A 13440-nucleotide genomic window follows, 5' to 3' on the forward strand; every position below is an offset into this window, starting at 1 on the left:
CTGGCGACGCTGGAGGACCGGCTGCGGACCCGGTTCGAGTGGGGCCTGCTGGCCGACATCCAGCCGCCGGACCTGGAGACCCGGATCGCGATACCGAGCAGGCAGCCATGGTGGCGGTCGCCGGCTGTCTGGGCGTACGCCGGGAGGCGTGGGCCGCGAGCGGGCACGCGGCCCGGCTGTCCGGGGCGGTGGACGCGCTGGGCCCGCGGCCGGAGGCGGAGCGGCTGCGCGCGGTGGTGAAGTCCGTGGCGGAGGCCGGTCCCACGGTGGCCATCGGCGCCTGGCACGGCGACTGGAACGGCGGCAACAGCGCCGTGCTCGCCGACGGCCGGGTGCTGGTCTGGGACTGGGAGCGGTTCGAGGCGGACGTACCGGCCGGCTACGACGCGCTGCACCGGTCGGTGCAGACCGTCATCGGCAACCACGGGGTGGACCCGACGGAGGCGGCGCGGGCGCTGGTCGCCGGGGCGGACCGGACGCTCGCGCCGTTCGACTCCGAGGGCCGGGACGCCGACCTGGTCGCCGTGCTCTACCTGGTGGAGCTGGCAGCGCGTTATCTGCGGGACCGGCAGGCGGAGGCGGGTGTGCGGCTGGGGCACGTCGACACCTGGCTGCTGCCCGCCGTGGAGGAGCACCTGGCCCGGCGGGCCCGGTAAGAGTGAGGAGTGGGGACGTGACGCTGGCCAAGGAGCAGGCGCTCCGTGCGGTGAAGTCGGTGAGCCGGACGGTGGGTCGGTTGACCGCCGGTGCACGGATGACGCCCGGGTTCCTGATCGTGGGGGCGCAGCGCTGCGGCACCACGTCGCTGTTCAAGACCCTCTCCCAGCACCCCGGGGTGCTGCCGCCCGCCTACCACAAGGGCGTGCACTACTTCGACATGGACTACCACCGGGGGGGCAACTGGTACCTCGGGCACTTCCCCACCACGGCGAAGGCGGAGGCGGTCCAGGCGCAGCTCGGCGTACGCGGGATCACCGGCGAGTCCAGCCCGTACTACATGTTCCACCCGCTGGCGGGGCAGCGGATCGCCCAGGATCTGCCCTCGGTGAAGCTGCTGGTGCTGCTCCGGGACCCGGTGGAGCGGGCGTACTCGGCGCACTCGCACGAGCTGGCCCGGGGTTACGAGCCCGAGTCGTCGTTCGAGCGGGCGTTGGAACTGGAGGAGGAGCGGACCGCCGGCGAGTGGGAGCGGATGCTCGCCGACCCGACGTACGCGAGCCACCATCTCCAGCACAACGCGTACCTGGCCCGCGGGCGGTACGTCGAGCAGTTGGAGCGGCTGGAGGCGCTGGTCGGCCGGGAACGGCTGCACGTCATCGACAGTGACGACTTCTTCGCCGACCCACGTCCGTCCTTCGACGCGGTCTGCGACTTCCTCGGCCTGCCCCGCTGGGCGGACATCTCCTTCGGCAGGCACAACTCGCGTTCCCGCTCGCCCATGTCGGCGGAGCTGCGAGCTCGGCTGGAGGCGCACTTCGCCCTGTACGACGAGCGGCTGGCCACCTGGTGGGGACGCGTGCCCTCGTGGCGGCGGTGACCACCACGGACGTCGCCCCCCGCGGGGCCGGCCTGGACGGCGTGGCCCGGCAGGGTTTCGCCAACCTCGCCGGGGTCGCCCTGGCGGCGGTCGCCGGGTTCGGCCTGAACGTGGTCGTCACGCGGGGGTGGTCGGTACGCGAGGCCGGCATGTTCTTCGCGGCCACCAGCGCGTTCATGATCGCCGCTACGGCGGCGCGGCTGGGCACCGACGTGGGCACCGTCTACTTCGTCAGCCGGCACCGCACCCTCGACCAGCGGGAGCGCATCCGCGGCACGATCCTGGTCGGGCTGCTGCCGGTGCTGGCCGTCGGGACGCTGCTCGGCGTCGCCGGATGGCTGGCCGCTCCGGCACTCGCCGAGCTCACCATGCCCGGGGCCGGCCCCGACGCGGTGACCGCGCTGCGCATCCTGCTGGCCTTCGTGCCGTTCGCGGCGCTCAACGACTACGCCCTGGCCGCCTGCCGGGGTTTCGGGCAGATGCGACCGCTGCTCACCGTGGAGCGGCTCGGACGCACACTGGTGCAGTTCGTGGCGGTGGCCGTGGCCGCCTGGCTCGGCCTCTCCGCCACCACCGCGCTCCCGCTGGCCTGGGCGGTGCCGTACCTGCTCGCCGCGGCGGTGGCGCTGGCCTGGCTCAGCCGGCTGGTCGACCGGGCCGGCCGGCAGGTCACCCGGCCCGTGCCCGCCGGGGAGCTGGCGGGGCCGTTCTGGCGGTTCACCGGCCCGCGCGCGCTGAGCGGCCTGGCCGCCATCGTCGTCCAGCGGCTGGACATCGTGCTGCTGAGCGCCCTGCGGGGGCCGGCCGACGCGGCGGTCTACACGGCGGCGACCCGGTTCCTCGCCCTCGGCCAACTCTCCGGCGTCGCCCTGTCCAGCACCGTCCAGCACCGGCTGGCCGCCGCGTTCGCCCGGGACGACAAGGAGGAGGCACGGCAGCTCTACCAGACGGCCACCGGTTGGCTGGTGTTGCTCTCCTGGCCGGCCTACCTGCTCTTCGCGGCCTTCGCCGAGCCGATGCTGGCGCTCTTCGGCCCCGGCTACGACAGCGGTCGCCGGGTAGTGGTGCTGCTCGCGCTGACCATGCTCGTGGCGACCGGCTGCGGCATGGTCGACATGGTCCTCAACATGGCCGGGCGCACCGCCTGGACCTTCTACAACGCGATGGCGGGCACCGCGCTCAACGTGGTCGCCAACGTCGCTCTCATCCCCGGGTACGGCATCCTCGGAGCCGCCGTGGCGTGGACCCTGTCCATCCTGGTCACCAACCTGGTGCCGCTGACCCAACTCTGGTGGTCGCTGCGGCTGCACCCGTTCGGACGCGGCACGCGCACCGCCGCCGCGCTGGCCGTCGCCACCCTGGGCCTGCCGCTCGGAGCCGCCAGCCTGTTCGACGCCGGGCTGCCGGTGCTCACCCTGGTGGCGGTGGCGGGCACGGCGGCGTACGTGGCCGGTGCCGCGCGCTGGCGCCGAACCTTGAACCTCGACGCGCTCCGCGCGCTGCGACGGGGCAGGAACCGCGCCGCCACGGCCCCGGACGCCCGATCCTGATCCCCACCCGCACACCGATGGGACACCGATGACGAGCAGCACGCCCCTCGCCCCGCACACCGGCCTGTCCACCGTGAAGGCCGCCAAGCTCGCCGCCGTCGGCCTGCTGGCGGACCGGAAGGAACGCCGTGAGCTGGAACGGCCGGCGGAGCCCGCCAGCCGGAAGCTCAGCCTGAAGGTGGAGCGACCGATCTTCATCCTCGGCGCGCCGCGCTCCGGCACCACGTTCCTGGGCAGCTGCGTGGGGGCGCTGCCGGACGTCTCGTACCACTTCGAGCCGCGGCTGACCAAGGCCGTGGCCCGCTGCGTGTACGAGGGCAGCTGGAGCCCGCAGCGGGCGGCCCGCTACTTCCGGGGCTACTACGGGGCGCTGCTCGCGGCTTCCGGCCACGGTGGACTGCGGTTCGCCGAGAAGGACCCGGAGAACTGCTTCATCGTGCCGTTCCTCGCGGAGGTCTTTCCCGACGCGGTCTTCCTGCACATCTGCCGCGACGGCCGGGACGTGGCGGTCTCGCACGCCGAGCAGCCGTGGCTGAACGCGGCATCGACGGGCAGCGGCCGGAGCGGCCGGGGCGGTACGCCGTGGGGCGCGACGCCCCGGTTCTGGGTGGAGCCCGAGCGACGCACGGAGTTCACCCAGGTCTCCGACCTGGGGCGGTCGGCGTGGATGTGGCGGCGTTTCACCGGCAGCGCGCTGGCCCAGCTGGCCGAGTTGCCCGCCGAGCGGGTGCGCCACCTGCGCTACGAGGACATCGTGAGCCGGCCGGCCGAGGCCGCCGAGATCGTGGCCGACTTCCTCGAGGTGGGCGATCCCTCGGGTCGACAGGCGTTGCACGCCCGCTTCGGCAAGGCCCGCCCGGACTCGGTCGGCCGCTGGCGGCAGCGACTGGACTCCACGGCCCTCACCGATGTCCTGCGCCAGGCCGAACCGCTGCTCACCGAACTCGGCTACACCGGGTGACCGGCGTCAGCGGGTAGAGTGCTGCGGGTCGCCCGCCCATGTGGTGTGCACCCGGTGACGGGGCCGCCACGCTGATCGACCGTGGGGCCGGCGGCCTTCCTGGGGAGAGGGTTGCGGTGGTACGACGGTTAGGACGGACGATGGCGGCCGTATTCGCCCTGGCCTGCCTGACCCCGGCGGCGACGGCCTGCGAGTGGAGAACGGCCCCCGAGGCGGACGAGTCGCCGCGGGTGGTGTCGGCGCCGCCCACGGTGACACCGCGCACCGCCCCCGTGCGGACCACCGGGCGTGGACCGGAGCCGCCGGAGACCGGTGCCTGGCTGGGCGCGTGGGTCAAGCCGGAGTACCACAACCCGTCCGGACGGGCCGCCGCGCTGGCGGAGTTCGACCGTGCGGCCGGAGGCAGACTGAGCATCGCGCACATGTTCCAGAAGTGGAACGAGCCGTTCCCGGGGGCCAACGAGCAGGCTTTCCAGGCCCAGGGGAAACTGCTGCTGATCTCCTGGCAGGGCACGGACACCCGTTCGACGGTCAGTGGGATCTACGATTCGCTGATCCGCCAGCGCGCCGAGGACGTCAAGGCCTTCGGGGCACCGGTGCTGCTGCGCTACCGGTGGGAGATGGATCGACCGAACCTGGCCGCGAGCATCCACTCACCGGAGGACTACGTCGCCGCGTGGAAGCACGTCCGCGGCATCTTCACGGAGGTCGGTGTCACCAACGCGGGCTGGGTGTGGTGCCCGCACGCGGACGGCTTCGCCGAAGCGGAACGGCGGGCGGCGGCCTACTACCCGGGTGACGACGAGGTGGACTGGCTGTGCGCCGACGTCTATCCGGGACCGGACTGGGCGAGCTTCAGCAACCGGATGGACCACTTCATGTCGTTCGCGCAGAAGCACCCCCGGCCCGTCATCATCGGTGAGTTCGGTCTCACGCAGGAGGGGCGGCCGGGCCAGCGGGCCGACTGGATGCGCGAGGTCGGCCCCTACATCCGCAAGCATCCGCAGATCAAGGCCGCGGTCTACTTCGCGGCGAAACAGACCACCAAGCCGCTGTACGACAGCACCTTCGGCAACGATCCCGAGAGTGCGGCGGTGTTCCGGGAGATGGCGACGGACCCGTACTTCAGCCCTCCGCTGCCCACCCGGTGATCTCAACCTCGTCTTTTCGTGTGGCCCCGGACGGTTTCTCGGCCAAAAAGGCGTTTCCCGGGTGGACGGGCGGGACGTGAATGCGAGAAGGTGTTGCCCTCACGACTGTGTCCGCCGGTCGACGTCCCTCACACGTCCCACACCGGTGCCGACGCAGCGTCTCCGACCTTCTGACCGGAGTTGCCTGTGGCTTCCTCATCCCTGAGACACCGCTCGGTGTCCGTGCTCGGCGCCGCCGCCCTCGGCATCGCCACCTTGTTCCATCCCGTGCCCGCCTTCGCCGCGGCCGCACCGGACCACACCACCGTGGTCAGCGAACTTCCGTCGGACAAGACGCCGAACATCAACGACGGCCGGGTGGTGGCCGTCTACGACGCTGGCACGAAGGTCATCGTCGGCGGTTCGTTCACCAAGGCCCAGGACCGTGGCGCGTCGACCGTCGAGGTCACCCGGAACTTCCTGCTGGCCTTCGACAAGGCCACCGGGAAGATCGATCCGGCGTTCGTCCCGCAGCTGGACCGGGCGGTGACGGCGATCATCGAGGGGCCCGTCCCGGGCACCGTCTACGTGGCCGGCGAGTTCACCACCCTGGACGGGCAGAACGGCTTCCGGAAGCTCGCCCTGCTCAACGTCGCGGACGGCAGCCCCGTCGCCGGTTTCAAGGCTCCCGCCTTCAACGGCACGATCAACGACGTCGCCCTGGTCGGGGACCGGCTCCTCGTCGGCGGCATCTTCACGACCGCCGGCACCGCCACCCGCAACGGCCTGGCCTCGCTCAACGCGACCACCGGCGCGCTGGACAGCTACCTCACCGTGGCGCTGACCGAGAACCACAACTGGACCAGCACCAACGGCGGCGCCAAGGCCGGTGTCGGCGTCGAGAAGCTGGCCGTGTCGCCGGACGGCAGCGATCTCGTCGTCATCGGCAACTTCAAGAAGGCCAACGGCGTCGTGCACGACCAGATCGTGCGCATCGACCTGGGTGACACCAGCGCCTCCGTGGCGAACTGGAACACCGACCGCTACACGCCGGCCTGCAGGTACGTCTCCTTCGACTCGTACGTGCGCGACGTGGCGTACTCGCCGAACGGCGACTACTTCGTCGTCGTGACCACCGGTGCGGCGTACCCGGGGACGCTCTGTGACACGGTGGCCCGCTGGAACACCAACACGAGCGGCGGCGGCCAGCAGCCGACCTGGATCAGTTCCAGCGGCGGCGACACCTTCCTCTCGGCCGGCATCAGCGAGAAGGCCGTCTACGTGGGCGGCCACATCCGCTGGCTGAACAACCCGTTGGGTGCGGACAAGGCAGCGCCCGGCGCGGTCGGCAGGGCCAGCATCGCGGCTCTCGACCCGGCCAACGGTCTGCCGCTGTCCTGGAACCCGGGCCGCCACCCGCGCGGATACGGCGTCACCGAGATGCTGGTGACCCCGCAGGGCCTCTGGCTCGGCAGCGACCAGGAGTGGATCGGCGACTTCGACTACAAGCGGGCGCGGATCGCCTTCTTCCCGCTCACCGGCGGCAACGCCCCGCACTCCACCAGCACGAAGGGGCTGCCGGGCGACGTGTACCAGGTCGGCGGCGCCACGCCGACCAACGTGCTGTACCGGGTCAACGCCGGCGGGGCGACGATCGCGGCGACCGACGGTGGCCCGCACTGGGCCGCCGACACCCTGGCCGCGCCCAGCCCGCTCCACAACGAGGGCAGCACCGTCGCGACGTACACCACCAACGCGACGCTGGACCCGACCGTGCCGTCCGGCACCCCCGTGACGCTGTTCAACAGCGAGCGCTGGGACTACGCCACCGCCCCGGACATGCAGTGGGACTTCCCCGTCCCGACCGGCACCAAGGTCGATGTCCGCCTCTACCTCGCCAACCGCTACGCCGGCACCGGTACCGTCGGCAAGCGGAAGTTCGACGTCAGCATCGACGGCGTCGTCAAGCTCGACGACTTCGACCCGGTCGCCGGCGCCGGCGGCACCAACCGGGGCACCATGCGGTCCTTCCCCATCACCAGCGACGGCAACGTGGACATCGACTTCGGCCACGTGCTGGAGAACCCGCTCGTCCAGGGCATCGAGATCGTCCACACGCCGCCGGCTCCCGAGGTGCTCCACCGCGTCAACGCCGGTGGGCCGGCGCTGGCCGCACCGAGCGGGCCGGCCTGGTCCGCCGACACCCTGGCCGCGCCCAGCCCGCTCCACAACGAGGGAAGCACCACCGCGGCGTACAGCACCAACGCGACGCTGGACCCGACCGTGCCGTCCGGAACCCCGGTGGCGCTGTTCAACAGCGAGCGGTGGGACTACGCGACCGACCCGGACATGCAGTGGGACTTCCCCGTCCCGGCCGGCACCAAGGTCGACGTACGCCTCTACCTCGCCAACCGGTTCGCCGGCACCGCCAGCGTCGGCATGCGGAAGTTCGACGTCAGCATCGACGGGGTCGTCAAGCTCGACGACTTCGACCCGGTCGCCGGCGCCGGCGGCACCAACCGGGGCACCATGCGGTCCTTCCCCATCACCAGCGACGGCAACGTGGACATCGACTTCGGTCGCGTGCTGGAGAACCCGCTCGTCCAGGGCATCGAGATCGTCAAGCTCCCGCCGGCGCCGGTCGGCACCGCGGGCAGCCTGCTCCGCCGGTCGTACGACGGCGCCACCGAGGTCGGTCCGGCCGCTGTGGTCCCGAACCCGGACGACACCGACTGGTCGACGGTCAAGGGCGCGTTCTGGGTCGGTGGTGACCTCTTCTACGGCAAGGGCGGCGAGCTCTACCGTCGGTCGTTCGACGGCAGCGCCTTCGGCACCCCGACGAAGCTGGACCCGTACCACGACGCCAAGTGGGACCTCGTGGTGACCGGCTCCGGCCCGGAGGGGCAGACGTACGCCGGTATGGCGTCGACCTTCCTCGCCGAGCTGCCGAACGTCACCGGTGCGTTCTACAGCAGTGGCCGCCTCTGGTACACGCTGGCGGGCGAGAGCCGCCTGTTCTGGCGCTGGTTCAGCCCGGACAGCGGGACCGTCGGGGCGGAGCGGATAACTGCCTCCGGCACGGCGGCCTTCGCCACGGCGGGTGGCATCTTCCTGGACGACGGCACGCTGTACGTCGTCGACCGGACGACTGGCAACCTCTCCTCGATGGCGTGGTCGTACGGCGCGCCGTCCGGTGCCGCCACGCTGCTCAGCGGCCCCGGTGTCGACAATGTCGACTGGCGGTCGACCGCGGTCTTCGTCGGTCCGTGATCTGAGCCCTGCTACGACGTTGGCCCGGCCGTTTCGGCCGGGCCAACGTCGTACTGCGGGTCGTCGTACGGGCGGGTCAGACCCGGCTGGCGTGGTGGTCCCGCGCCCAGACCCGCATGATGTCCCGGACCGAGATCACCCCGGCCACCTCGCGGCCGTCGAGCACCACGAGGTGCCGGAAACCTCCCCGGGCCATCGCGGCGGCGGCCTCCTCCACCGTCCACTCCGGTCCGGCGTAGACGACGTCCCAGGTCAGGTGGGCGCCGGTGCGTTCGACGTCGCAGTTCAACCCCGCGCCGATCGCGTTGAGCACGTCTCGCTCGGTCATGATCCCGACTCCCTCGGAGTCCGGGTCGATCACGACCGCCGACCCGATACCGCGGGCCGACATCATCTGGGCCGCCTGCCGGAGCGTGTGCTCCGGACCGACGACGAGGACCTGGCTGGACATCGCTTCCCGAACCTGCATCACGCATCACCCCTTCGGGACGGTGGCACCCGGTACAGGACATCGTGCGCCCGGTGTGTTTCCGGTACAAGGCCGGGCATCATTCCGTTACGGGACCGGGCATCGGCGCGACGGCCCGTCCCTCGCTACTGTCGACGCGTGTCCTCCGAGCCCCTGCGCTGCGCCGGCGCCCTGATCGTCGACGACGACAGCCGCCTCTTCTTCCAGCGACGGTCCCCGGACCGGCGTCTCTTTCCCAACTGCTGGGACATCGTGGGCGGGCATCTGGAACCGGGCGAGGACGTCCAGGACGCGCTGCGCCGCGAGGTGACCGAGGAGACCGGCTGGACCGTGTCGCACGTGCTCGGCCCCGTCGGTGAGTACACCTACGTCGGCGACGACGGGCTCACCCGGATCGAGAGCGACTGGCTGATCCGGGTCGACGGCGACCTCTCCCGTCCGACGCTGGAGGCCGGCAAGCACACCGAGTACCGGTGGCTCGCCGAGAACGACCTCGACCTGCTCGACGAGCACCGGGACGTCAACGACGGCCTGATCCGGCGGATCGCGGCGGAGGCCTTCGCCGCCCTACGCTCGATCGGTCTGTGAACGACACCGTCGAGCTGGCGCCGCACCGCTTCGCCGGCCTGGTGACCCCGGCGGTCGACCGGGCGTTCGTCGCCGGCATGCTCGCTGGCCGCGACGGCGGTGGCGCCGAGCTGAGCCAGCGGTACGGCGGGCCGGCAGCCACCGGTTTCCTGCTGGAGCTGCGGACCCGGCTCGCCGTGCCCGGCGGAACGGTCGACGGGGCCGGGTTCGCCGCGGTCACCCGCTACCGGGACCCGGCCAGCTGCCAACGCGCACTGGACAAGCACGTCGCGTACGGGATGATCCACCGCCGGCCCGACGGCGGGCTGTCCGCGACCGAACGGGGCCTGGCCTTCCTCACCGAGCTGTACCAGGTGCACGCAGAGGTGACCGAGGAGCTGTGGGCCGGGCACGATGACCGGGTACGGCGGCTGGTCGAGGCGTTCGGACGGGTGCTCGCGTACGCGCTGGTGCTCGCGGAGGACGGCGGCGAGCCGGACGGCGGGTTCACGGCCGTCGCGCCGCCGCACGAGCCGGACGGGACCCCGGCCGGCGTGCTGCTGCTCAACCGCCTCGGCGCGGTCCGGTTCCACCGCGCGGACGCGCACGCCGCGGCGTGGACGGCCGCGGGGCACAGCCCGGCGAGCATCGCGGAGCTGGTGCCGGGGGCGGAACTGCTGGCCATCGAGCTGGAAACTGACCGCCGGGCGGCCGGGCCGTACCTGGTGCTCACCGCCGAGGAACGGCTGGGCGTCCTCGCGGACCTGGCGGCGCTGCCAGGCTGACCGGCGTTGCCGACGGGGCGGCGGGCCGGCAGAGCTATCCTCCTTCGGTGAACGCCGGACGAACAGGAAACGATGCCAGCATGGTCGGTATGGTGCTGGCAGCGGGCGCGGGCCGCCGGCTCCGCCCGTACACCGACACCCTTCCCAAGGCCCTGGTGCCGGTGGACGGGGAGACGACCATCCTCGACATCGCGCTGCGCAACCTGGCCGAGGTCGGGCTCACCGAGGTCGTGGTGGTGGTCGGCTACGCCGCCGACGCCGTCCGGCAGCGCCAGGCCGACCTGGAGAAGAGGCACGGCGTCACGATCACCCTCGTGCACAACGACAGGGCCGAGGAGTGGAACAACGCGTACTCCCTCTGGCTGGCGCGGGAATGGTTCGCCCGGGGCGTCCTGCTGGTCAACGGCGACACCGTGCATCCGGTGAGCGTCGAGAAGACCCTGCTCGCCGAGCGCGGTCCCGGCGTCCTCCTCGCGGTCGACACGATCAAGCCGCTGGCCGAGGAGGAGATGAAGACCACCTTCGACGCGGCCGGCCAGCTCACCCGGATCACCAAGCTGATGGACCCGGGCGAGGCGTACGGGGAGTACATCGGCGCCACGCTGATCGAGCCACACGTCGCCGACGCCCTCGCGGACGCGCTGGAGGCCACCTGGCGGCGCGACCCGAACCTCTACTACGAGGACGGCTACCAGGAGTTCGCCGAGCGAGGTGGTGAGGTGCGGGCCGCGCCGATCGGTGACGTCTCCTGGGTCGAGGTCGACAACCACGACGACCTGGCCCGGGCGCGGGAGATCGCGTGCCACTGCTAGCCCGTACGGTCAACACCCCGCTGGCCATCGAGGTCCGGCGGGGTGCGGTGGCCGACCTGGGCGCGCTCCTGGCCGACCGGCGCATCTCGGCGGGTGGGGACGTCGCCGTCGTTGTCGGCCCCGGACAGGGCGAGAAGATCGTCGAGCTGTGCCGACCGTCGCTCGGCGCGGCCGACGTCTTCACCGTCGTGGGCGGCACCATCGACGCCGCGAACGAGCTGGGTGACCGGCTGCGCCGCCGACCGTACGACGCGGTGGTGGGCATCGGTGGCGGTAAGACCATCGACACCGCGAAGTACGCCGCCAGCCGGTACGGCATCCCGATGGTCACCGTGGCGACCAGCCTCGCCAACGACGGCATCGCCTCACCGACCGCCTCCCTCGACCACGAGGGCGGCAAGGGCTCGTACGGGGTGCACATACCGATCGCCGTCCTCGTCGACCTGGACTTCGTGGAGAGCGGCCCGGACCGGCAGACGCAGGCCGGCATCGGTGACGCGGTGAGCAACCTCAACGCCTGCGCCGACTGGGAACTCGCGCACCAGGTACGCGGCGAGCCGATCGACGGCCTGGCGGTCACGCTGGCCCGTACCGGGGCCGAGGCGCTGATCAACCACCCTGGCAAGATCACCGACGACGGCTTCCTCACCACGCTGGCCGAGGCGCTGATCCTGGGCGGGATCGCGAGTTCGGTGTGCGGGTCGACCCGCCCGGCCAGCGGCGGCGACCACGAGATCTCGCACGCCATCGACCGGCTCTTCCCGGGCACCGGCTCACACGGTGAGCAGGTCGGGCTCGGCGCGCTGTTCTGCACGTTCCTCCGTGGCGACCCCGAACGCTTCGGTCAGCTCGCCCGCTGCCTGCGCCGGCACGGACTGGCCACCACCCCGGGCGAGCTGGGCCTCGCCGACGACCAGTTCGTCGACGCGGTGCTGTTCGCGCCCCGAACCCGCCCGGACCGCTACACGATCCTCGAACACCTCGCCCTGTCCGCCGACGATGTCCGGCACCGGTTGGGAGACTACGTTGACGCCCTCCGTGACCACCTTGGCTGAGCCCTCCCACCCGACGCTGTCGGACTTCTACCGGGTCAACCGGGGCGGCGGTCTGTTCAGCGAGTCCGTCAGCCAGTGGCTGGGGGCCGGCTTCGCGGTCGTCGGGCACCGGCTCGGGCTGCGCCCGACCGCGCTGACCATCACCAACCTGGTGATCGGCCTCAGCGCCTCGGTCGCCGTGATCGCGCTGGCCGAGCCGGTCGCCGCCGGCCGGGTTCCGGCCTGGATCGTCGGCGTGCTGGCGCTGGTCGGCTGGCAGGTCGCGTACGCGCTGGACTGCGCGGACGGGCAGCTGGCCCGGGTCACCGGGCAGGGCAGCGCGGCCGGCGCGCGGGTCGACGTGCTCTGCGACGTGGCGGCGCAGATCGCCTTGGTGGCGGCGCTGACCGCGACCACCATGGCCCAGGCGCCGTCCACCCCGACCTGGCTGGTCGCCACCTTCGCCGGCACCTGGATGGTGAACCTGGTGACCTCGGTGATGCAGTCCGGCCCCAACGCGGCCAGCATGGTCACCTCGACCTCGCTGCCCGTACGCCTGGCGAAGCTGGTCCGCGACTACGGCGCGGTGATCTTCGTGGCCGCCCTGGTGCTGCTCCTCGCGCCCGCGCTCACCCTGTGGGTGGTGGTCGCGTTCACCGTCGTCAACGGCGGCTTCCTGCTGGCCAGCATCGCCTTCTCCGCCCGAGCCTCCCTCCGCTGACCACCTTTGGTCCAGTCCTCGCCGGCGCAGGCACTCTCCGGGCGCTTCGGTCACCCATCGTCACAGACGCGCTAGGCAACTTTCCGTAGTCATCGCCGCTGGTGGCCATATCGCGTCTCACGCACTTTGCTCTGCACCCCAATGGGCACCACCCGGCTGAGCTGCGGGTTCAATGGCGGCATCGGGTCGGGTCGGGTTTCCGCACCAGGTACTCAGCGTGCGCGGTGCATATGGGGGTGCAGAGCAAAGTGGTCAGGGGTGATGGACGGCGGGGGACGAATCGTCACTTCTGGTGACGGCGGTCCCGGCACTGCTCCCGCCGCCGGGAACCGGACGGCCCGTGGCAGAGACGCAGCGGCCCGAAGCACGGGCCGGCCCGTGTCTCACGCCGTCCGGGACCGGGCGACGACGTCCGCGTAGATGTCGACGAGGCGCTTGGTGACCACGTCCGGGTGGAAGGTGCGCTCGTAACGCAGCCGGGCGGCCGGGGCCAGGCCCGCGGCTCCGGAGGCCGCCACCGGAAGGGCGGCGGCCAGCGCCTCCGGCTCCTGCGGCACGACCCAGACCGCCTCACCTGACACGACTCCGACCGGCACGCAGGGCA

The 13440-nt window shown here is 71.9% G+C and carries 12 protein-coding genes and 2 pseudogenes; 12 read left to right on the forward strand and 2 right to left on the reverse strand.

Annotated elements, in window-relative coordinates; translation table 11 throughout:
- The 7 genes and pseudogenes from AB0I76_RS11085 to AB0I76_RS11115 form a co-directional block, all read left to right on the forward strand.
- Positions 1 to 93: pseudogene (locus tag AB0I76_RS11085) on the forward strand (DnaA/Hda family protein); the annotation flags it as partial.
- Positions 94 to 107: 14 nt separating this feature from the next.
- Positions 108 to 656 (forward strand): hypothetical protein, encoded by a 549-nt coding sequence (locus AB0I76_RS11090; RefSeq protein WP_357033275.1) that lies wholly within the window; start codon positions 108 to 110, stop codon positions 654 to 656.
- Between the two features lie 17 nt (positions 657 to 673).
- On the forward strand, positions 674 to 1537 hold the full coding sequence (locus AB0I76_RS11095; RefSeq protein WP_357033239.1) for a sulfotransferase domain-containing protein: 864 nt from the start codon (positions 674 to 676) through the stop codon (positions 1535 to 1537).
- Positions 1534 to 3087, forward strand: a complete 1554-nt coding sequence (locus AB0I76_RS11100; RefSeq protein ID WP_357033244.1) for a polysaccharide biosynthesis C-terminal domain-containing protein — start codon at positions 1534 to 1536, stop codon at positions 3085 to 3087. The genes AB0I76_RS11095 and AB0I76_RS11100 overlap by 4 nt, the downstream gene beginning before the upstream one ends.
- Positions 3088 to 3115: 28 nt before the next feature.
- Positions 3116 to 4048 (forward strand): sulfotransferase, encoded by a 933-nt coding sequence (locus AB0I76_RS11105; RefSeq protein ID WP_357033247.1) that lies wholly within the window; start codon positions 3116 to 3118, stop codon positions 4046 to 4048.
- A gap of 140 nt (positions 4049 to 4188) precedes the next feature.
- Complete coding sequence (locus tag AB0I76_RS11110) at positions 4189 to 5199, forward strand: glycosyl hydrolase (protein WP_357033250.1); 1011 nt, start codon at positions 4189 to 4191, stop codon at positions 5197 to 5199.
- Positions 5200 to 5415: 216 nt separating this feature from the next.
- A complete protein-coding gene (locus tag AB0I76_RS11115) occupies positions 5416 to 8448 on the forward strand; it encodes a malectin domain-containing carbohydrate-binding protein (protein WP_357033253.1) in 3033 nt (1010 codons plus the stop codon).
- A gap of 76 nt (positions 8449 to 8524) precedes the next feature.
- Here the strand turns inward: AB0I76_RS11115 and AB0I76_RS11120 are convergent, their stop codons facing one another.
- On the reverse strand, positions 8525 to 8917 hold the full coding sequence (locus AB0I76_RS11120; RefSeq protein WP_357033257.1) for a CBS domain-containing protein: 393 nt from the start codon (positions 8915 to 8917) through the stop codon (positions 8525 to 8527).
- Positions 8918 to 9055: 138 nt separating this feature from the next.
- Here AB0I76_RS11120 and AB0I76_RS11125 point away from each other — a divergent pair, with 138 nt between their 5' ends.
- The 5 genes from AB0I76_RS11125 to AB0I76_RS11145 all read left to right on the forward strand — a co-directional run bounded on the left by AB0I76_RS11125 (position 9056) and on the right by AB0I76_RS11145 (position 12836).
- Positions 9056 to 9505 (forward strand): NUDIX domain-containing protein, encoded by a 450-nt coding sequence (locus AB0I76_RS11125; protein ID WP_357033260.1) that lies wholly within the window; start codon positions 9056 to 9058, stop codon positions 9503 to 9505.
- Positions 9502 to 10269, forward strand: a complete 768-nt coding sequence (locus AB0I76_RS11130) for a hypothetical protein (protein ID WP_357033263.1) — start codon at positions 9502 to 9504, stop codon at positions 10267 to 10269. The genes AB0I76_RS11125 and AB0I76_RS11130 overlap by 4 nt, the downstream gene beginning before the upstream one ends.
- A gap of 80 nt (positions 10270 to 10349) precedes the next feature.
- Positions 10350 to 11081 (forward strand): phosphocholine cytidylyltransferase family protein, encoded by a 732-nt coding sequence (locus AB0I76_RS11135; RefSeq protein ID WP_357033266.1) that lies wholly within the window; start codon positions 10350 to 10352, stop codon positions 11079 to 11081.
- A complete protein-coding gene (locus tag AB0I76_RS11140; protein WP_357033269.1) occupies positions 11069 to 12136 on the forward strand; it encodes an iron-containing alcohol dehydrogenase family protein in 1068 nt (355 codons plus the stop codon). Before AB0I76_RS11135 ends, AB0I76_RS11140 begins: the two co-directional genes overlap by 13 nt.
- Complete coding sequence (locus tag AB0I76_RS11145; protein WP_357033272.1) at positions 12120 to 12836, forward strand: CDP-alcohol phosphatidyltransferase family protein; 717 nt, start codon at positions 12120 to 12122, stop codon at positions 12834 to 12836. The genes AB0I76_RS11140 and AB0I76_RS11145 overlap by 17 nt, the downstream gene beginning before the upstream one ends.
- A 383-nt stretch (positions 12837 to 13219) precedes the next feature.
- On the opposite strand, the pseudogene AB0I76_RS11150 reads toward AB0I76_RS11145, so the two are convergent.
- Positions 13220 to 13440: pseudogene (locus AB0I76_RS11150) on the reverse strand (glycosyl transferase family 1); the annotation flags it as partial.

The sequence above is a fragment of the Micromonospora sp. NPDC049799 genome, assembly GCF_040656655.1.
Lineage (GTDB): Bacteria > Actinomycetota > Actinomycetes > Mycobacteriales > Micromonosporaceae > Micromonospora.

What these genes read in the sequence shown, in the direction of transcription:
- AB0I76_RS11090 (WP_357033275.1), top strand. Translation starts at nt 108, where the DNA reads ATGGTGGCGGTCGCCGGCTGTCTGGGCGTACGCCGGGAGGCGTGGGCC.
- AB0I76_RS11105 (WP_357033247.1), top strand. Translation starts at nt 3,116, where the DNA reads ATGACGAGCAGCACGCCCCTCGCCCCGCACACCGGCCTGTCCACCGTG.
- AB0I76_RS11110 (WP_357033250.1), top strand. Translation starts at nt 4,189, where the DNA reads ATGGCGGCCGTATTCGCCCTGGCCTGCCTGACCCCGGCGGCGACGGCC.
- AB0I76_RS11120 (WP_357033257.1), bottom strand. Translation starts at nt 8,917, where the DNA reads ATGCAGGTTCGGGAAGCGATGTCCAGCCAGGTCCTCGTCGTCGGTCCG.
- AB0I76_RS11135 (WP_357033266.1), top strand. Translation starts at nt 10,350, where the DNA reads ATGGTCGGTATGGTGCTGGCAGCGGGCGCGGGCCGCCGGCTCCGCCCG.